Origin of the sequence: Delftia sp. WSY_12 (assembly GCF_043104645.1) — a bacterium.
Lineage (GTDB): Bacteria > Pseudomonadota > Gammaproteobacteria > Burkholderiales > Burkholderiaceae_C > Comamonas > Comamonas tsuruhatensis.
On record NZ_JBICKW010000031.1, the window covers coordinates 49,528 to 68,582 of the forward strand.

The 19,055-nt window shown below is 67.9% G+C and carries 19 protein-coding genes; 4 read left to right on the forward strand and 15 right to left on the reverse strand.

Features of this window, described 5'->3' with window-relative positions; all coding sequences use genetic code 11:
- Both ACF8LI_RS20130 and ACF8LI_RS20135 read right to left on the reverse strand, forming a co-directional pair.
- Positions 1-1,671 carry an ABC transporter substrate-binding protein gene (locus ACF8LI_RS20130; protein ID WP_016451452.1) on the reverse strand — a complete coding sequence of 557 codons (1,671 nt, stop codon included), beginning with the start codon at positions 1,669-1,671 and terminating at the stop codon, positions 1-3.
- A 115-nt stretch (positions 1,672-1,786) separates the two neighbouring features.
- The gene (locus ACF8LI_RS20135) at positions 1,787-3,289 is read right to left on the reverse strand and encodes a leucyl aminopeptidase family protein (RefSeq protein WP_392414008.1); all 1,503 of its coding nucleotides are present in this window, start codon (positions 3,287-3,289) and stop codon (positions 1,787-1,789) included.
- Positions 3,290-3,351: 62 nt separating this feature from the next.
- Here ACF8LI_RS20135 and ACF8LI_RS20140 point away from each other — a divergent pair, with 62 nt between their 5' ends.
- Positions 3,352-3,510 (forward strand): DUF6616 family protein, encoded by a 159-nt coding sequence (locus tag ACF8LI_RS20140; RefSeq protein ID WP_016451450.1) that lies wholly within the window; start codon positions 3,352-3,354, stop codon positions 3,508-3,510.
- Positions 3,511-3,565: 55 nt separating this feature from the next.
- Here ACF8LI_RS20140 and ACF8LI_RS20145 read toward each other — a convergent pair whose 3' ends face one another.
- The 3 genes from ACF8LI_RS20145 to ACF8LI_RS20155 are packed head-to-tail and all read right to left on the reverse strand — an operon-like array spanning position 3,566 to position 6,193.
- On the reverse strand, positions 3,566-4,240 hold the full coding sequence (locus ACF8LI_RS20145; protein WP_016451449.1) for an RraA family protein: 675 nt from the start codon (positions 4,238-4,240) through the stop codon (positions 3,566-3,568).
- Between the two features lie 40 nt (positions 4,241-4,280).
- Entirely contained in the window at positions 4,281-5,267 is a 987-nt protein-coding gene (locus ACF8LI_RS20150; RefSeq protein WP_392414009.1) for a Bug family tripartite tricarboxylate transporter substrate binding protein, read from the reverse strand.
- 47 nt (positions 5,268-5,314) lie between these two features.
- On the reverse strand, positions 5,315-6,193 hold the full coding sequence (locus ACF8LI_RS20155) for an NAD(P)-binding domain-containing protein (protein ID WP_392414010.1): 879 nt from the start codon (positions 6,191-6,193) through the stop codon (positions 5,315-5,317).
- A 188-nt stretch (positions 6,194-6,381) separates the two neighbouring features.
- Between ACF8LI_RS20155 and ACF8LI_RS20160 the strand changes: the two genes are divergently transcribed.
- A complete protein-coding gene (locus ACF8LI_RS20160) occupies positions 6,382-7,038 on the forward strand; it encodes a GntR family transcriptional regulator (protein ID WP_012206234.1) in 657 nt (218 codons plus the stop codon).
- Between the two features lie 6 nt (positions 7,039-7,044).
- Here ACF8LI_RS20160 and ACF8LI_RS20165 read toward each other — a convergent pair whose 3' ends face one another.
- From ACF8LI_RS20165 to ACF8LI_RS20190, 6 genes are all read right to left on the reverse strand, one after another.
- A complete protein-coding gene (locus ACF8LI_RS20165) occupies positions 7,045-8,298 on the reverse strand; it encodes an MFS transporter (RefSeq protein ID WP_392414011.1) in 1,254 nt (417 codons plus the stop codon).
- Positions 8,299-8,382: 84 nt separating this feature from the next.
- A complete protein-coding gene (gene aroQ, locus ACF8LI_RS20170; RefSeq protein ID WP_160853804.1) occupies positions 8,383-8,820 on the reverse strand; it encodes a type II 3-dehydroquinate dehydratase in 438 nt (145 codons plus the stop codon).
- Between the two features lie 26 nt (positions 8,821-8,846).
- The gene (locus ACF8LI_RS20175) at positions 8,847-9,908 is read right to left on the reverse strand and encodes a Gfo/Idh/MocA family protein (RefSeq protein WP_392414012.1); all 1,062 of its coding nucleotides are present in this window, start codon (positions 9,906-9,908) and stop codon (positions 8,847-8,849) included.
- A gap of 11 nt (positions 9,909-9,919) precedes the next feature.
- Complete coding sequence (locus ACF8LI_RS20180; protein WP_392414013.1) at positions 9,920-11,071, reverse strand: porin; 1,152 nt, start codon at positions 11,069-11,071, stop codon at positions 9,920-9,922.
- A gap of 91 nt (positions 11,072-11,162) precedes the next feature.
- Positions 11,163-11,996, reverse strand: a complete 834-nt coding sequence (locus ACF8LI_RS20185; RefSeq protein WP_392414014.1) for a shikimate dehydrogenase family protein — start codon at positions 11,994-11,996, stop codon at positions 11,163-11,165.
- A gap of 35 nt (positions 11,997-12,031) precedes the next feature.
- On the reverse strand, positions 12,032-13,426 hold the full coding sequence (locus ACF8LI_RS20190; protein WP_392414015.1) for an MFS transporter: 1,395 nt from the start codon (positions 13,424-13,426) through the stop codon (positions 12,032-12,034).
- A gap of 186 nt (positions 13,427-13,612) precedes the next feature.
- Here ACF8LI_RS20190 and ACF8LI_RS20195 point away from each other — a divergent pair, with 186 nt between their 5' ends.
- Both ACF8LI_RS20195 and ACF8LI_RS20200 read left to right on the forward strand, forming a co-directional pair.
- On the forward strand, positions 13,613-14,383 hold the full coding sequence (locus tag ACF8LI_RS20195; protein ID WP_012206241.1) for an IclR family transcriptional regulator C-terminal domain-containing protein: 771 nt from the start codon (positions 13,613-13,615) through the stop codon (positions 14,381-14,383).
- Between the two features lie 17 nt (positions 14,384-14,400).
- Positions 14,401-14,838 carry a DUF4440 domain-containing protein gene (locus ACF8LI_RS20200; RefSeq protein ID WP_392414016.1) on the forward strand — a complete coding sequence of 146 codons (438 nt, stop codon included), beginning with the start codon at positions 14,401-14,403 and terminating at the stop codon, positions 14,836-14,838.
- 16 nt (positions 14,839-14,854) lie between these two features.
- Here the strand turns inward: ACF8LI_RS20200 and ACF8LI_RS20205 are convergent, their stop codons facing one another.
- From ACF8LI_RS20205 to ACF8LI_RS20220, 4 genes are all read right to left on the reverse strand, one after another.
- On the reverse strand, positions 14,855-15,880 hold the full coding sequence (locus ACF8LI_RS20205; RefSeq protein ID WP_047216865.1) for an aldo/keto reductase: 1,026 nt from the start codon (positions 15,878-15,880) through the stop codon (positions 14,855-14,857).
- A gap of 74 nt (positions 15,881-15,954) precedes the next feature.
- A complete protein-coding gene (locus tag ACF8LI_RS20210; protein ID WP_016450427.1) occupies positions 15,955-16,851 on the reverse strand; it encodes a sugar phosphate isomerase/epimerase in 897 nt (298 codons plus the stop codon).
- 65 nt (positions 16,852-16,916) lie between these two features.
- On the reverse strand, positions 16,917-17,801 hold the full coding sequence (locus tag ACF8LI_RS20215; protein ID WP_034366790.1) for a 4-hydroxyphenylpyruvate dioxygenase: 885 nt from the start codon (positions 17,799-17,801) through the stop codon (positions 16,917-16,919).
- A 167-nt stretch (positions 17,802-17,968) separates the two neighbouring features.
- Positions 17,969-18,928, reverse strand: a complete 960-nt coding sequence (locus ACF8LI_RS20220; RefSeq protein WP_016450429.1) for a Gfo/Idh/MocA family oxidoreductase — start codon at positions 18,926-18,928, stop codon at positions 17,969-17,971.
- Positions 18,929-19,055: the final 127 nt, after the last annotated feature.

The following is a 19,055-nucleotide window of genomic DNA, read 5'->3' on the forward strand; positions in this document are numbered from 1 at the left end:
CTATTGCGCGCCGGCCACCGCAGCCTGGCGCGCACCGGGCTGCTTGAACAGCTTGAAGTACGGCGTGTTCGACGGATTCACCGGGATGTCGAACTTGCGCACCATGGCATAGGTCTGGATCTGGTCGTGCAGCGGCAGGTAGATCAGCTCCTTTTGCACCGTGCTCCAGATGGAGTGGATGGTGGCATCGCGCTTGCGCGCATCGCCCTCGGAGGCCAGGGAGACGATCTGGCTGTCCAGCTCGGCATTGCTGTAGCGCGTGGCATTGGTGTTGCCCCGGCCATTCTTGCCGCGCGTGTGCACCAGGTAGTCGAAGACGTAGGCCGAGTCATAGGTGGGCACGCCCCAGCCGTAGAGGTAGAAATCCGTCTCCTGGTTGTTGATGGCCGCCGTCTGGATGGCCAGCGGCCGGGACGACACGGCCGTCTTCACGCCGATGCGGCCCAAAAAGCCGGCGATGGCCTGGCAGATGGCCTCGTCGTTCAGGTAGCGGTCGTTCGTGCAATGCAGGGTGATGCCGAAGCCGTTGGGATAGCCGGCCTCGGCCAGCAGCTTCCTGGCCTGGGCCAAGTCGGCCTTGCCCACGGCGCCAAAGGATTTCTCGTAGCCATGCACAAAGGGCGGCGCAATGATGTTGGTGGGCACGGACAGGCCGCGCATCACGGCGCGCTGTATGGCCTGCCGGTCTATGGCCAGCTGGAAGGCCTGGCGCACGCGCAGGTCAGCCAGCGGGTTCTTGTCCTTCACATCGGAATGCGACAGCGGGGCGGCGCCCACGTTCAGGCCCAGGAAGATGGTGCGGTTCTCGGCGGCCTGGTTGATGCGAAAGCGCGGGTCGGCGCTCAGGCGCGCAATGTCCTGGATGGGCAGGTCCTGCACGAAGTCCACCTCGCCCGACAGCAGCGCCGCCACGCGCGTGGCCTGGGACTTGATGGGCAGGTAGACCAGTTCGTCGATCTCCAGCGGGAACAGCCCCTTGCCCCAGTAGCCGGGAAACTGCCGCAGCACGGTGCGCGTGTCCTGCTCGCGCGAGGCGATGACGTAGGGCCCCGTGCCGTTGGCGTTGCGCGTGGCGTAGTTCTCTTCCTTGGCCAGCGCGTTCTGCGGCTGCTCGGCACCATGGGCCTTGGCCCAGGCGGCGCTCAGGATCTGGATGTTGATGAGGCTGGCCGGCAGCAGCGGGTTGGGCCCGTTGGTCCTGATGTGCACGGTGAAGGCATCGACCTTGGTCACGTCGGTGATCGAGGTCAGCAGCGAGCGCATGTCCGAGGTGGCCGAGCGCGCGCGACGCAGCGAGAACAGCACGTCGTCGGCCGTGAACAGGCTGCCGTCATGGAACTTCACGCCCTTGCGCAGCTTGAACTCCCAGACCGAGGGGTCGGCAGTCAGCGCCCAGGACGTTGCCAGGGTGGGCAGCAGCTTGCCATCGGCCGTGCGGATGATCAGCGGCTCATAGATCTGGTGCAGCAGGTTGTGGTTGGGGCCGTTGTTCAGCGCGTGCGGGTCCAGCGTGGATGCGTCGGTGGAGCGCGCCCAGCGCAGGGTTTCGGCCTGGGCGGGCGGTGCGCACAGCAAGGCTGCGGCCAGGGCGGGAAGCAGTGCGGAGGTTCGCAGGGTGCGCAAGTGGGTGCGCAGCAGGGAAAGGCGAGGCAGGAAGCGTCTTTGGGTCATGAAGTGTCCTGGCAGCCGGAACAAGATCGCAGGAAGGCGGCGGCGGGTGCCGCGCCGGCTGCACCAGACGGCCGATTGTGTGGAGCCACCAGCCCGCCGCAAAGCCCGATTGCGCCTATGCAAATGCGCTGCACGCAGATGCAAAGCGCTGCGACAGCAGGGCGTACAGCGCGCGCAGGCCCTGGGCTTCGCCGCCCCTGGGCCGGCCGGGGCGCTCCTCCAGATTCCAGGCGAACAGGTCCAGGTGCAGCCAGGGCAGCTCGGGCGGCACAAAGCTCTCCAGGAACAGCGCAGCCGTGATGGCGCCGCCCTGTGGCGTGCTGGCGGCGTTGAGCAGGTCGGCCTGGTCGGAGCGGAGCATGCGGCGGTACGGCGCCCACAGGGGCAGGCGCCACAGCGGGTCGGCCTGCGCGCGGCCCTGGGCCAGCAGCTCATCGGCCCAGCCGTCATGGTTGCTGAACAGCGCGGGCAGGTCCGGCCCCAGCGCCGTGCGCGCAGCGCCCGTGAGCGTGGCCAGGTCGATCAGCAGCGCGGGCGGCGTGGGCGCGCTGCGAATGGCGTGGTGCAGCGCATCGGCCAGCAGGAGCCGGCCTTCGGCATCGGTGTTCTCGATCTCCACGCGCCGGCCGTCACCGGCCTCGATGATGTCGCCGGGCCGCAGCGCACCGGCACCCACGGCGTTCTCCACCGCAGGCACCAGCAGCTTCAGGTGGATGGGCAGGCCCGCCTGCATCAGCAGATCGGCCAGGGCCAGGGCGTGTGCGGCGCCGCCCATGTCCTTCTTCATCCAGCGCATGCCTGCGGCGGGCTTGAGGTCCAGCCCGCCGGAGTCAAAGCACACGCCCTTGCCGATGAGCACCACATGGGGCAGCGCGGCATCGCCCCAGGTCAGCTCGGCCACGCGCGGCGCCTGGGCCGCCCGGGACGCCGCCCGACCCACGGCGTGCACCAGGGCAAAGCCTGCGGCGGGCAGCTCGTCGCCCACCCATTGCCGGTAGCGCGCGCCATGGCGCGCGGCCAGGTCGGCCACGGCCTGGGCCAGCTGTTCGGGACCCAGCTGGTTGGCAGGCAGGTTGACCAGCCGCCGCACCTCGCCAATGGCGGCGGCCATTGGCGCGACGGCGGCCTGCTCATCGGGGCTTGCCACCAACCGAGCGAGTGATAGAGCGAGTGATGGAGCGGTTGCCGCATCCGACTGCCGCGCCTGGCGGGTCGATGGCAGCGCGCCCAGTGCCCAGCCCAGCAGCAGATGCGGCCTCTGAGCCTCATCCGCATCGGCGAGCGCATAGGTGCCGGGCGGCAGCGCAGCCGGCAGGCCGGCCAGCTGCCACAGCAGCTGGTCCGGGTCCACGCCGACCAGCACGCCAGCGAGGGCAGTGCCCTCGCCCTGCCCTTCCCTCTGCACTTCGCTCTGCATGCCGGGCAACAGCAGGATGCGGCCCGGCTGCGCATCAAAGCCTGCGGCGCGCGCCCATCGGGCCTGGGCCGGGGGTAGTTGCTCCAGCACGGCCGCCAGCGTGGCGGGCGTGGCACGGTGCAAGGCCGTGGCGGGTTGGGATGAAATGGCAAAGGCGCCGGGGCGGGAATCGGAATGGACGGTTGTGGCGGAGCTGGACATGGCGTGGTCAAAGCGCGCCAGCCTAAAGGCCAGCCCGGCTATCGCAAACAAGCCTGCCGCATATGGATATGCGCATCTGGCGCTTTCCCGATACCGCCGCGCGCGATGCCCTGCTGGCGGGCATCAAGGCCAGCGGCTGGTACGGCTACTTCGACCATGTGAACGCGGCCAGCGGCACCGGTGGCCTGGAAAGCCATCTGAAGGCGCTGGCCGAGGTCTGAGGCGGACGGGCGATGGGTGATGAATGGGTGCAGGATGGATGCTGCAGCGCCGGCGCTACGGCTGAATCGGGCAGCCCAGACGCTTGAGCGTCTCGTCGATCCATGGCGCGCTGTAGGTACCGGCAGCGATGTCGGCCACCATCTTGGCCTCAACCATCTGTTTTCCATGTGCTGCATCCAGCAGGGCCTGCGCTTGCGCATAGGGTACGCACAGCAAGCCGTCGTCATCGCCAATCATGAGGTCGCCGGGCTCGATCACCATGCCATCGATGGCGATAGGCACATTGATTTCGCCCGGGCCATCCTTGTAGGGTCCGCGGTGCGTGACGCCCGCAGCGAATACCGGGAAGCTGCCAGCACGAATCCATGCCGCGTCCCGGATCGCGCCATTGATCACGATGCCGCCCAGCTGGCGACGCATGGCGTCTCCGACCATGATTTCTCCGATGAGTGCGTTGGTGAGGTCGCCACCGGCATCCACCACGATCACGTCACCTGGGCTGGCCAGTTGAAGTGCCTTGTGGAGCATGAGGTTGTCGCCCGGGCGTGTCTTGATGGTCAACGCGGGGCCGGCCATGCGCCCGCCGCCGTGCATGGGGCGCAGCCGCGCGCCGCCAGCCGTCATGCGGGCCATGCAGTCGCTGACGTTGGCAACAGGCACGTCGAGATAGCGCCTGGCAATATCCAGGCTGACAGCGCGTTGCCGCTTCAGAATTTGAAGACCGATCATGGTGTGGTGCTCAGAGTGGATGGAATGAAAGCCGTGCCGCTCAATCGAGCGTGGTGCCAGAGCTCTTGACGATGGGTGCCAGGCGTGCGCGGTCGCTGGCGTAGAGCCTGGCCATGTCCTGCGGTGTGCCGGTGATGAGTTCGGCGCCGGAGTCGGCGATCTTCCTGGCCGTGTCGGGTGCGTTCACCACCTTGTTGATGGCTTCGTTGAGCTGCCTGACGATGGCGTCGGAGGTGCCGGCCGGGGCCATCACGCCCCACACGCTGGCCAGCTCCACGCCCTTGATGCCGGATTCGGTGTAGGTCGGCACGTCGGGCAGCAGCTTGGAGCGGCTCGCGGTGGTCACGCCGATGGCGCGCACCTTGCCCGACTGGATGTGCGACAGCAGCGTGGGGATGGAGCCCATGTACATGTCGATGCGCCCGCCCAGCAGGTCGGGCATGGCCTGCGCCATGCCGCGAAACGGCACGTGGGTGAACTTCACATCCGAGCTTTTCTGCCAGGCCTCGCTGATGAGGTGCGAAATGGTGCCGGTGCCCGGCGTGGCAAAGCTCAGGCGCCCGGGTTCCTTCTTCGCCGCCTGGACGATGTCGTCCAGGGACTTGTACGGCGAATCGGCATTCACCACGAGCACGGCCGGGCCGGCTGCGACCAGGGCCACGGCGCGCAGGTCCTTGTCGGGGTTGTAGGTGAGCTTGGAGTACAGCAGCGGGTTGAGCACCACGTTGTCGGTCTGCGCCATCACCAGGGTCAGGCCGTCGGCGGGGGCCTTGGCCACCTGGTCCAGAGCCAGGTTGCCACCGGCACCGGGCTTGTTCTCCACCACGATGGCCCACCCATGGGCCTCGGTGAGCTTGGTGCCGACCAGCCGCGTGAGGTTGTCGGTGCCGCCACCGGCCGGAAAGGGCACGATGAACCTGATGGGTCGCTGCGGATAGGTGCCCTGGGCATGGGCCGGAGCCATGGCGGCAGCGGTCAGTGCCAGCAGGCCGGCGAGGGCCAGGCGGCGTCGGGTCGGGGTCGTCATTGCGGATGTCTCCTTTGGTGGTGTCGGTTGGCGCAGGGGTACGTTGATCAGGCTTGGCTGGCGAGCACGTGGCTGCCCAGCCAATCGATGGCCTCGTCGGTGGAGGTGCCGGTGAACGGTTGGGCCGCATGCGCCCGGGCCGTGGCGGCGAACAGCGCCTCGACGGCGGGCGAGGCGATGGGCGCCAGGCCGTTGCGGGCCATCTGCTGCCGGGCCTCGGCCACCTCGTTGCGGCGGCGTGCGGAGTGCGGGATGTGCGTGCGCACCATGGACTCCATCAGCGTGCGCAGCGGTGTCTCGTCGATGTCCTGCAGCACGACATGCAGCTGCTCGCGCAGGCCCATCTGCTGGGCCGTCACCAGGCACTCCACGGCCAGCGCCTCGGTCCCCTTGGTGTAGATGCTGCGCAGGAGCTTGAGCGCGGCGGCATCGCCCGGCTGCCCACCCACCACGCGAACGGAGCCGCCAAAGGGCAAGAACAATTCCTGTACAAAACCGGCCTTGCCACCGGCCACGAGCAGCGGCGTCTTGCTGCCGCCCAGGTTGACCGCGCCGGTGATGGCCACATCCACGAAGTGCACCGCCCTGCCCTGGGCGACGCGCCGGGCCAGCTCGCCGCATTCGCGCATCTCCTGCGGGTCGGCCGTGGTCATGTCCACATAGACCACGCCATCGCGCAGATGGGGCAGGCAGGCCTCGAACAGGCTGCGCGCCACGGTGCCGAACACGGCGCTCACCACCACGTCGGCCTCGGCCAGCCAGGCGCCGGGCGCGGCATGCACCTGCGCGCCAGCGGCCTGCACGGCGTCGGCCACCGCAGCGTTGGGCTGCAGCTCGCACAGGCCCACCAAGCTGTGCCCCTGCTCCAAAAAGGCCTGCATGTAGCAGGCGCCGACCATTCCACCACCCAGTATTGCGAACTTCATAAAAATACAAATTTAAAACATTCATCGCAGTCTACGGAGCGCATCTCCTTTTTCTTCCTAGAGATTTCCCGTAGAACTTCGAATATTTGTACTTGTTTTGTATTTTTCGGAATGAAACGAAGCGCAACGGGCACCTCCGCCGTCACCTAGAATCGGCGCACCACTCCCATCCACTTGGTGCAAACACAGTGCAAAACGTGAAAGACAAGGCGTACGAGGTTCTGCGGCAGCGGCTCATCGGCGGCCACTACCGACCCGGCGAACAGCTCAAGGAGGAACCCATTGCCCGCGACCTGGGACTGAGCCGCACGCCGGTGCGCAATGCGCTGCACCGCCTGGTGGAAGATGGCCTGGCCACCGATGGCGCGGGCCAGGGTATCCGCGTGTCGGAGTGGAGCGACTGGGATGTGGAGGAGACCTTCCAGCTGCGCATGCTGCTGGAGCCGTACGCCTCGTTCCTCGCGGCCACGCGCGGCGGCGAGGGGCTGGCCGATGAGCTGGAGGCCAGCAACCAGCGCATGGAGGCCGGCATTGCCGCTGGCCACGACGGCATTGGCGAGGTGCAGTCAGCCAACCGGGATTTTCACCACGCGCTGATCGAGGCATCGGGCTCGCCGCGCCTCAAGACCATGCTGGCGACGATGATCGACATGCCGATCATCAAGCGGTCGTTCTACATCTACACGCCCGAAGAGCTGGTGCAAAGCCTGCACCACCACTGCGACCTGGTGATCGCCATACGTGCCAGGGATGGGGAGCTGGCACGCCAGGTGATGCAGCTGCACCTGCGCATGTCCTACCACCGGTTCATGAAGCATCGGGGTGAATACCGCGCGGATGCATGAGCGGTGTCATGACCGGGGCTGAACCCTTTGCGCTGCCCCCACCCGGTACAGCCACGGCAGCCAGACAAAGGCGATGAGGACCAGCACAACGCCCGCCAGCGCCATGGGCAGCACCATCGGCCAGGCACCGTGGCGCATGGTCGGATCGACAAATTGCGCCGCCAGCTGGCCGGCGCAGAAGGCCACGCACATGATCGCGAAGCCCGAACACGACACGGCCCGCCCGGCCAGCTGCGGCGGCAGGCCACCCACCGCGCCCGCCTGGCCGCAAGGCTGGTGCAGGCCATGGCCCAGCGCATACACCGCGTGCCCCAGCAGCAGTGGAAAGGGCGAGGCCGGCGCCAGCACGCAGCCGGCGATCTGGATGCACGGCCCCAGCAGACTGAGCGAAGCGCCCAGCTGCACCGTGCGCACCGGCCCGCGGCGCGACAGCAGGCGCCGGCACCATGTGATGCCGAGGATGTAGACCAGCGAGCCGCCTGCTGGAATCCAGCCGTAGAGCACGGGCGACAGGCCGAACAGGTCGACGTACACCATCGGCGACAGCAGCAAAAAGCAGAAGATGCCGCCGTAGGTGGTTGCGGCCAGCGCCGTCCAGGCGCAAAAGCCGGGGTCGGCGAACACCTGGCGCACACCGCCAGCGGATACGGATACGGGTACGGATGCGATGACCGGGGCAGACTCCGCCGGCGCTTGCCGCGTCTCGCTGAAAGTGCGCCAGCACAGTGCCAGCAAAGCCAGCGAGTAGACGCCCATCGCCACCAGCACCCAGCGCCAGCCGGTGGCCTGGACGCCCCATGCACCGGCAATCGGCGCCACCAGGGCCACCAGCCCCAGGCCCATCAGGCCGCAGGCCATGATGCGCGGCCCTTCATGGGCCGGATACAGGTCGCGCACCGCAGCCCGTGCGCACACCAGGATGGCCGCCATGGCCGCGCCCTGCACGGCGCGCCAGGCCACCAGTGCGTCCGCGCTGCCCGCCAGCGCACAGCCTGCCGCCGCTGCCGTGTAGCAGGCCAAACCCGTCAGCAGAACGGGCCGGCGCCCGAAGCGGTCGGCCAGCGGTCCGCACACCAGCTGGGCGACACCGAAGGCCAGCATGAACACGGTCAGGCTGCTGCTGGCCGAGCCCAGGTCGCGCGCGATCTCGGGCAACGCCGGCAGATAGCCATCGGTGGCGACCGGCTGCGCGGCCAGCAGCAGCGGCAGCAGCAGGAGGAAGGAAGCGGTGCGGCGCGGGCCGGGATCAGCGAAGTTCATCTCAATGAAGCCTGGTCACGGCATGCCGCGCGTCGAGCGAGGCAGTTCCAAGGGAGATACATGGCCAGTTGCGCGCCAGGCATCCTATGCGACGGCGGACAGCGCGGCCCGCAGGCCCAGCAGGTAGCTGTCCGCGCCGAAGCCGCAGATCTGGCCCCGGACGATGTCGGCAAACACCGAGTGGTGGCGGAAGGGCTCGCGCGCATGGATGTTGCTCATGTGGATCTCCACCACGGGCACGGTGAGCATGGCCAGCGCGTCGCGGATGCCGTAGCTGTAGTGCGTCCAGGCACCGGCGTTGATGAGCACGCCATCGACGCCGTCCCGAAAGCCCTGGTGGATGCGCTCGCACATGGCGCCTTCGCAATTGGTCTGGAAGCTGTCCACCTCGCAGCCCAGCTGGCTGCCCAGGCTGCGCAGCGAGGCGTCGATCTCGGCCAGCGTGACCGTGCCGTACTGCGCCGGATCGCGCTGGCCGAACATGTTGTGGTTGATGCCGTGCAGCATCAGGATGGTCTTCATGGGGTGTCCTCGATTCAGGGATTCGTTCATGCCACCGGGGTCTCGACGGCGGCACCGGTACGCGCCGCCTCTGCAATGGCCTCGGTGATCTGCAGGTTGCGCAGGCCGTCGTGCACGCTGACCAGAGGCTGCGCCAGGCCGCGCGCCACCTGCGCGAAATGCGCCATCTGGCGCACCAGCGGGTCTTCGCGCTCCACGGCGGCCACATCCAGGTCGAAGGGCTCATTCCAGGAGCGCTGGCCGGCCGATGCATAGGTCTTGAGCCGCATGCTCGGTATGGCCAGCGAGCCGAAGGTGCCCGCCACCAGGTAGCAGTCTTCGTCCTCATAGCTGGCATAGGCCTTGTTCTCCTGCGAGGTCTGCTCCCAGCTGCGCGCGCTGGCGGCCGTGTCCGAAAGCACAAAGCTGCCCAGCGCACCGCTGGCAAAGCGCAGGTTGATGGCCACCGTGTCTTCCACGGCAAAACCGCGCGTGGCATGCGAGGCGAAGGCCTGCACGGCCACGATGTCGCCGCACAGCATGCGCAGGTTGTGGACCTCGTGGATCATGTTGAGCAGGATGGGGCCGCCACCGGCCTCGCGACGCCAGGAGCCTTCCTCGAAATAGGCGTCCGGCTTGTAGAACAGGGCCGCGCCGGTCACGGCCACCAGGCGGCCCAGCCGCCCCTGGGCGATGAGGGCTGCGGCCCGCGCCATGATCGGGCTGTGGGCGCGGTGGTGGCCCACCAGCAGCCGGGCGCCGCAGCGATCGGCCAGCGCGGCCAGCCGCTGGGCCTCGGCCACGGTGGCGGTCACGGGTTTTTCCAGCAGCACGGGCAGGCGCGCATGCATGCACTGGGCCGCCTGCGGGGCATGCAGGCGGTTGGGCGTGGCCAGCACCACGGCGTCGGGCCGGTCATGGGCGATCAGCTCGCCCAGGTCGCGCCACAGCGGCACCCCGGCCCTTTGGGCAAGCTCCCGGGCTGCGGGCGCCGGGTCCACGATGGCGGACAGGCGGCAATCCGCCTGGGCCCCGATGGCGGCGATATGGGCCTGGCCGATCGCGCCGGCGCCGGCCACGGCAATGCGAAGCGGGTGCAGCTGTGCCATGGCATGCCCCCTCAGAAGCGGTGCAGCACACCCAGCTGCACGCCCTTGATGGTGCGGCCGTTGACGTCGTCGGCCGATGTGAAGTTGGGCTTCATGCCGCCCGAGGCCGCCAGCCGGAAGCCCGCATTGCGGTCGTTCTTCAACTGCTCGGCCACCGCGTAGAGCATGGTGCGCCTGGACAGGTCGTAGTAGGCCGCGACCGCGCCGCCCGATGCGCCGCGCCCGCTGTCCGAGCCATCCTGTATGCGGCCCCACAGTGCGCCCACGCGCAGCTGCGGCGTCACGCGGTAGTCGGCCGACAGCTGCCAGACGCGGTAGAAGCGGCGCACATCGGCATTCGTGCCCGCCACCAGCCCGCCCACATTGCCCAGCACCGTGCCTGTGTTGTTGCCCGCCGAGCCTGCCGTGCTGTTGTTGGACCGCACAAAGGCCAGCTGGACCTTGCCCTTGCCGTAGTCGTAGTTGGCGTAGAGGTTGTCGTAGCGGACCGCGTCGGTATAGGCCGCGCTCTGCGGCGCACGCGCATACAGCCCGGCATAGCCGACGCGGTAGGGGCCGTTCAGGTAGTCCAGGCCCAGCTGGTAGATGGCCTGGCGCGCTGGAGCACCGGTCTCGGCCATGGCGTAGTGGGCCTCGAACAGGAAGCCGGCCACGCGCGGCGAGGTGTAGGAGATGTCGTTGTCGAAGCGCGAGGGCACGCCGAAGTTGTTGACCATCGATCCCAAGGTGCGCGAGGTGAAGTCGATGTAGTCGCCGCGCCCGAAGATCACGGTGTTCTGCCGGCCCAGCCGCACCTCGCCCCAGCCGCCGCCCAGGCCCACCCAGCTTTGGCGGTCGAAGCCGCGCGTGCTGTCGGCCTGCGTGCCGTTGTCGGCGTTGATGCCCATCTCCAGCTGGAACTTCGCGTACAGGCCACCGCCCAGGTCTTCCTGCCCGCGAAAGCCCAGGCGGCTGCGCAGCAGGGCACCGTCCTCCAGCGTGGTCATGGATGCACCCGAGCTGCTGCGCATGTGGTTGATGTACTGGTCCACGCTGCCGTAGATGGTGACCGAGGACTGGGCGTGGGCACCCGCGCCCCAGGCGCCCAGCACGGTGGCCAGGGCCAGGATGCGAAGGGCCCCGCGCTGCGGCACTCGCGGTGTCTGGTGCATTTGCTGTTGCATGGTCTTGTCTCCTTCTCTGTGAAAAATGCTTTTTCGGGCGTGGCTGCGCCCTGCCCCGGACGCATCCAGGGCCGGTTGTCTGTCGGCTGGATCAGTAGGAGATGTGGGCGGTGGCGCGCAGCTCGTCGGGCGTGGCGCTGCCGAAGCCGAAGAATTCGAGGTAGGCGGGAATCATCTCGAACAGCATGTCCGTGCCCACCTGGAAGTCGCAGCCCTTGTCGCGCACGGCGCGCAGCAGGGGCGTGAACTCGAACTTCATCACCACCTCGCCCACAAAGGTGGTGGGCGCAATGCGCTGCACATCGAAAGGCAGCGGGTCATCGTCCTTCATGCCCAGCGGCGTGGCGTTGACGACCACGTCAAAGCCCTGCGGGTCCCTGGAGCCCGTGCCCACCTTCATCCTCGGGTAGTAGGCAGCGAGCCGCCCTGCCAGGGCCTGCGCGCTCTCAGCCCGCGTGTCGAACAGCATCAGCTCGCCCACGCCGGCTGCCGCCAGCGAGGCGGCAATCGCCGACCCTACGCCACCCGCGCCGGAAATCAGCACCCGCGCGCCCTGCAGTTGCCGCCCCTTGCGCAGCACGCCGCGCACAAAGCCCGCGCCGTCGAACTGGTCGCCCAGCAGCGTGCCGTCCTCGCGCCGCAGCACGGCATTGCAGGCGCCTGCAATGTGCACGGCGGGCGTGACCTCGTGCACCAGGTCCACCACGGACACCTTGTGCGGCATGGTGATCAGCGCGCCGCGCAGGTTGGTGAAACGCATGATGGCCGCGAAGTCCGGCGCGAAATGCGCCGCCTTCACGCCCATGGGCACGACGCAGGCGTCTATGCCCCGGCCGTCGAACCACGGGTTGTAGATCATGGGCGACTTGAAGGTCTCGGTCGGGTCGCCGATGTGCGCGATGAGGGTGGTTTTTCCGGAAATCATTTCCTGGGGCCTTCGGATGCCTTGGGTTGCAGGATTCAGCGGCCGGACTGGGCCAGGGCCTGGTTGCGCAGGCGGTCGTACTCGGCAGCTGCCACGGGCTGCGCACCGGCCTCGCCCAGGTCTTCCATGCGCACCCGGTAGGTCTCGCGGGCGCTCCACGCGGCCAGGGCGGCCACCACGGTGATGCCGAAGGCGATCAGGCCCACGGTCAGCCAGATGTTGTGCGCACCCGGAGGCGCCACGGCCGTGAACAGCGCGGGCAGCATGGCGGTGATGGCCGTGCCCAGGTTCTGCGAGATGGCCATGGCCGAGACACGGGTGCGGGTGGGGAACAGCTCGGGGTAGAAGCTGGGGAACACCGCGTTGTAGCCCTGGTAGACCACGCCCCACATCAGGATGGACATGGCGAAGGCCAGCGGCATGTTGCGTTCGCTGATGGCGTAGAGGTAGCCGATGGCCAGCAGACCCGACAGCAGCGCGCCGAAGATGATGGGCGGGCGCCGGCCGATGCGGTCGGACAGGTTGCCCACCATGGGGATCACCAGCACCGCGACGATGTTGCCCACCACGGGAATCCACAGGTACATGTCCTTGGCGAAGCCGATGCCGTAGGCGGGCTGCACGGCGTAGGCCGCGCCGAAGATGGTGGCCACCACCGGGATCACGTTCATCAGCGCCATGCAGACCACGCGCAGCATGTCGGGCGAATGGTGGCGGAAGGCCTCGACCACGGGCGAACGCGGACGCGCCTCGCTGCGGCCTGCGGCGGTGAAGGCCGGGGTCTCGTTGACCTCGCGGCGGATGATCCAGCCCGCGATGATGACGACGAAGCTCAGGATGAAGGGAATGCGCCAGCCCCAGCTGTTGAACTGCTCGGGAGGCATGTAGTGCGCCAGCGGCAGGAACACAGCCGCTGCCAGGATCTGGCCGGCCTGCACGCCCTGCAGCGTGAAGCTGGCGAAGAAGCCGCGCCGCCCGAACGGGGCATGCTCCAGGATCATGGAGCTGGCGCCCGAGATCTCGCCGGCCACCGCGAAGCCCTGTATCAGCCGCATCAGCACCAGCAGCGCGGGCGCCCACAGGCCGACCTGGTCATAGGTGGGCAGCAGGCCCACGGCGATGGTGGAAAAGCCCATCAGGAACATGCACCACACCAGCACCTGCTTGCGCCCGTGCGTGTCGCCCAGGTGGCCCAGCACGAAGGCGCCGATGGGCCGCGCCACATAGCCCACGCCATAGGTGGCCAGCGAGGCGATGATGGCAATCGCCGGATCACCCTGCGGAAAGAAGATCTGCGGAAAGATCAGCGCAGCCGCCGTGGCGTAGATGAAGAAGTCGTAGTACTCCAGGGCCGAGCCTATCCAGCCGCTGGTGGCGGCCTTGCGCGGCTGGTGCCCGGTGGGCTGTGTGTGTATCGGGGTTGCGCTCATGTGTTGTCTCCTCCATGTAGAAAAGGCCCCTGCCCGATGCTTGCGGCCAGGCCGGCGGGATGTAAAAAATGTAGTTCCCGCCTATGGATGCGCCCAAGCCAATTTCGAAAGGCATGTGCGCTGATCGCACCGCGCTGTTCGATAATCGCACGCACCCAGGGTTAATACGGAAAAATCAAAACCGTCATGACAACACCTTCCACCCTCGCCCAGCGCGACTGGATTGCCGGACTGGAACGCGGCGTATCGATCATCGAAGCCTTTGACGACGCCCACCCGCGCATGACGGCCGCCGAGGCCGGCCAGCGCACGGGCATGACGCGCACCGCCGCGCGGCGCTACCTGCTGACGCTGCAGCACATGGGCTACGTGGCGGGGGACGGCAAGCTGTTCTGGCTCACGCCGCGCGTGCTGCGGCTGGGGCAGTCGTACCTGGAGTCGGCGCGGCTGCCGCGCATCGTCCAGCCGTTCCTGCAGCGCGTGGCCGCCGGCACCCATGAAACCGCCTACCTGGCGGTGCTGGACGACGACGAGGTGGTCTACATCGCGCGCAACGGACCCAACCGCAACATGAACACCGGCTACGTGCTGGGCGCGCGCGTGCCGGCCCAGGTCACGGCGGCCGGCATGCTGATGCTGTCCATGCGCAGTGACGCCGAGCTGGAGCACTGGCTGGACAACCGCGCGCTGACGGTCTTCACCTCGCACACCATCACCTGCCCCGCCGAAATGCGCCGCGAGCTGGCCTTGATCCGCACCCAGGACTGGGCCCTGTGCGAGCAGCAGCTGAACCTGGACTCGCGCGGCATTGCCGTGCCGCTGCGCGACCGCCACGGCGCGCTGGCCGGCGCCCTCAACATCACCATGCCCATGGGCCGCGAAACCGGCAAGGACGCCGTGGCGCGCGTGCTGCCCATGCTGCGCGAGACGGCGCAGGCCATGCGGGATCTGATCTGATGGTGAACAACACGGCCATGGCGCAACTTCCTGACCTGGACATGCATGGAGGCGACGACCATCTGCTGCAGCATCTGCAGGCACTGGAAGTGCGGCTGCACGATCCGCAGGTGCGATCGGACGCAGGCCAGCTGCAGGCGCTGCTGCATGAAGACTTCCTGGAATTCGGCCGCTCGGGCGGCATGCACGACCGGGCCGCCACCGTGGACGGCCTGGTGGCCGCCTTGCCAGCAGGGGCCCCTGCCCGGCTGGTGTCAGGCGGCTTTGCGCTGGCGCGCCTGGGACCGGACAGCGCGCTGCTGACCTACCGCTCGGCCAGCGTGGCCGAGGATGGAACGGCCGGCCGGCATACGCTGCGCTCCTCGGTCTGGCTGCGCACGGCCCAGGGCTGGCAGATGCGCTTCCACCAGGGCACGCCCACGGCGCCATTCGACCTGGCCGCATCCATGCCATGAGCGGCCTGCGGCGTGTTCAGACGGTCTCGAACGCGTACTTTTCCGTATCCACCTCGCGCTGCGAGGCCACGGCATAGCGGTCGCCCTGGATGCGCTCGGGCTTGAAGAGGTCGTCCAGTTCGGCCAGCAGGGCCGCATCCAGGCGCACGGCGCCGCCGCGCAGGTCTTCGTGCAGGTGGTCCACGCTGGTGGTGCCCGGCAGGGCAATCACATGCTCGCCCTGGTGCAGCACCCAGGCGATGGCCAGCTCGGCCAGCGTGCAGTCGGCGCGCTCGGCGATCGACTGCATGGGCGCGAGCAGTTGCAGGTTCTTCGCATAGGCCTCGGGCGCGAAGCGCGGCATGGCGGCGCGGATATCGCCCTTGACCAGGCCCTCGACCTCCTGGAGCTTGCCGGTGAGGAAGGCGCGGCCCAGCGGGCTGAAGGCCACGTAGGCAATGCCCAGTTCCTTGCAGGCCTGCAGCGTGCCCAGCTCGGCATTGCGCGACCACAGCGAATACTCGCTTTGCAGCGCGGCGATGGGGAAGGTGGCATGGGCGCGGCGCAGCGCGTCGGCGCCGATCTCGGACAGGCCCAGGGCGCGCACCTTGCCCTCTTCCACCAGGCGCGACATCTCGCCCACCGATTCCTCGATGGGCACGCGGCGGTCCCAGCGGTGCAGGTAGTAGAGGTCGATGACATCGGTGCCCAGGCGCTGCAGGCTGTCTTCGCAATTGCGGCGCAGGGTCCTGGGGTGGCCATCGATCACGCGGCGCACCACGCCGTCGTCGCCGCGCACGCCGGCCATGCCGCATTTGCTGGCCAGGGTGATGTGGTTGCGGTGGGACTTGAGCACGGGGCCGACCAGGGATTCATTGGCGCCGAAGCCATACAGCGCCGCCGTGTCGAACAGCGTGACACCGGCGTCCAGCGCCGCATGCAGCACGGCCCTGCCCTGCTCGGGCGACGGCGGATGGCCATAGGCGTGGCTGAGGTTCATGCAGCCCAGGCCGACGGCGCTGACGGAGAAGGGACCCAGGTTTCGTGTGGACAGGTTGGTCATGGTGGCTCACAGGGAAAAGAAGAAAGGGAGCGGCCGGCGCTCCCTTGCAGTGCATTCGCACAACGATTTTGCCGTCAAACCGCAGCGCCCCGCACGCCCGTGCGCGCCCAGGCCGGCAGCGGCACGGGCCGGTGCAGCACGTCATCGTTGAGCCACTGCGCGCTGCGGCGCGCGCGCTCGGCCACGGTGTCCAGCGGCAGTTGCTGGTAGTCGTCGTTGAAGACCTCGAAGCTGTAGTCGCCACGGTAGCCCAGGCGGTCCAGGCGCAGCACCAGGTCGGCCAGGCGCTCGCTGTGCACGCCCTCGCCCGGAAACACGCGGAAGGTGCGCGCCGTGGCCATGCGTTCCTCGAAGGTGGGCGCGTCATGCCACATGAAGTCGGACAGCTGCACCAGGAAGATCTTGTCGCGGTCGATCAGCTCCAGCGCATCCAGCGGCGTCTTGGCGGCCAGGATGTGGAAGGAGTCCAGGCCGATGCCCAGGTTGGACATGTCGGCGCGGCAGACCACGTCCCAGCTGGTGGTGAATTCGTTGACGTTGCGGCCCCAGGACAGGCCCTCGTAGGCGATCTTCACGCCCAGCGGAATGCCGAGCATGGCCAGCTTGCGCAGGTCGCGCGCAATCACGTCGAGATCGCCCGTGGCATGGCGCGAGGTGGACGAGCAGGCCAGCAGCACGGGGCTGCCGATCTCGGCGCACATCTCCAGCATGGATTTGGCGATGTCCACCTTGTAGTGGTGCAGGTGGTCGGACAGGCCCTCGAAGTCGCGCAGCACCTGAAAGCCCGTGGGCCGCAGGCCGCTGGCGCGCACCGCCGCCGCAGCCGCCTTGACGCCGCCCGGGTGGCCGGCCAGGTCGCGCGCGCTGAGCATGACCTGGGTGAAGCCCGCGCGCCGGATGGCGTCGAGCTTGGCCTCCAGCGAGCCATTCAGAGTGATGGTGTCCATGCCATAGCTGTCCAGCAAGCCCATGTTGCCCTCCAGGATCGTTGTGTGTATCGGCGGTTGAATCGGACGGCGGCGCGCCAGGCTTTGCGCTAGGCGTCGCGGTGCACCAGCTCGAACACCACGGTGCCCATGGCGTTGCGCGTGAGCGCGCCGCGGTCATCGGGGTGCAGGCGGCTCGATTCCACGAACTCCACGCCGCGCTGGCGCAAGGCCTGCACGGCAGCAGGCACGTCGGTGGTGCCCAGGCCGATGCGCTGCAGGCGCTCGGGCATGTCGTCCCACTCCAGGCCCGGATCGGGCTCGATGAGCTGCCACAGGAAGCGCTTGCAGGGGCTGCGCATGAGCTTGCCCTTGGGCAGGATGCCGAAGCGCTGCGCATCGGGCAGCAGGTGGAAGTCGAACATGCGTTCGAAGTAGGTGATCCAGTCGGCGCTGCGACCACGCCCTATGTACTGGACCACGCCGAAATAGCCCAGGCCGGCCAGCGCCGGCGGATGGGGATCGGCCCCGGCAACGGGCTTGAAATCGATGTCATAGATGGAGAACTCCTGCCATCGATCGACAAAGTAGAAGCGGCTGCCACCCGGGCCGTGGATGGCCGGAATGTGCAGCTCCATCGCCTGGGCCTGGCTGGGCGCCGCCCAGGCTCCCAGCTCGATGCAGCGCGTATGCGCCTGCAGGGCATCCTGCACGCGCAGCGCCACGGCCGAGATGACGGGCTGCCCGTCCGAGGCGGCATGGGCCAGCGCATCGGCAGCGCCCGCATTGACCACCAGGTTCATGTCCCCCTGCCGGTACAGCGTCACCTCGCGCGAGCGGTGCCGCGCCACGGGGCGAAAACCCAGCCCCTCCAGCACCTGGCCCAGGGCCTGGGGCTGGCTGGTCGTGTACTCGATGAACTCTATGCCGTCGATCCCGAGGCGATTGGACGCCTCGGGCACGTCTTCCCGGCTGCTGGAGGAGGAATCGGTCATTGCGGTACTCCGGATGGGAACATGATCGTCGTGCCACGCACAAGTGGCATCGCTCTCCTACGATCAAATACGCGTAAAACTGGCGCGGCCCAACTCAGAGACACCGAGGAAGGGCCGCCCCGCACCGAGGGTGTCGTCCCCCTTTCAGGGGGAAGACGCGAAGCGGCTCAGGGGGTGAGCTGTTTTTCCAGATCGTGCAGGACCTGATAGCAGGGCAGCACCTGAGCCACGCTGGAATTGGGCTCGCGGCCTTCGCGGATGGCGGCGAAGAACTCGCGGTCCTGCAGTTCGATGCCGTTCATGGACACGTCGACCTTGGAAACGTCGATCTTCTCTTCCTTGCCGTTGACGAGGTCGTCATAGCGCGCGATGTAGGTACCGGTGTCGCCGATGTAGCGGAAGAAGGTGCCCAGCGGGCCGTCGTTGTTGAACGACAGGCTCAGCGTGCAGATGGCGCCATTGGCGGCCTTGAGCTGGATGCTCATGTCCATGGCAATGCCCAGTTCCGGGTGGATGGGGCCTTGCACGGCGTTGGCCTTCACGATGGGGCTGCCGGCCTGGTAGGCGAACAGGTCCACGGTATGGGCAGCGTGGTGCCACAGCAGGTGATCGGTCCAGCTGCGGGCCTGGCCCAGCGCGTTCATGTTGGTGCGGCGGAAGAAATAGGTCTGCACATCCATCTGCTGGATGTTGAACTCGCCGGCCGCGATCTTCTTGTGCACCCACTGGTGGCTGGGGTTGAAGCGGCGCGTATGGCCGCACATGGCCACCAGGCCGGTCTGCTTTTGCAGATCGGCCACGGCCTGGGCGTCCTTGAGGCTGTCGGCCAGCGGGATCTCCACCTGCACATGCTTGCCGGCCTTCAGGCATTCGATGGCCTGGGCGGCGTGCATCTGCGTGGGCGTGCACAGGATGACGGCATCCACCTCGGGCAGGGCCAGGCTGTCGGCCAGCTCGGTGGTCACATGCTGGATGCCGTACTTGTCGGCCACTTCCTGGGTCTTGGCCAGCTCGCGGCCCACCAGGGAGACGACTTCCACGCCGTCGATGTTCTTGATGCCGTCCAGATGCTTGATGCCGAAGGCACCGGCGCCCGCCAGGGCGACTTTGATGGTCTTGTTGCTCATATGAGTCTCCGTAGAGCCGCCTCAAGGAGGCGAAGGCCCCCTCGGGGGGCAGTGAATACACGCAGTGATGAACGTGGGGGCCTCAGCCGTTCTCCAGGATGAGATGTCCCACGGCCGTATTGGACGC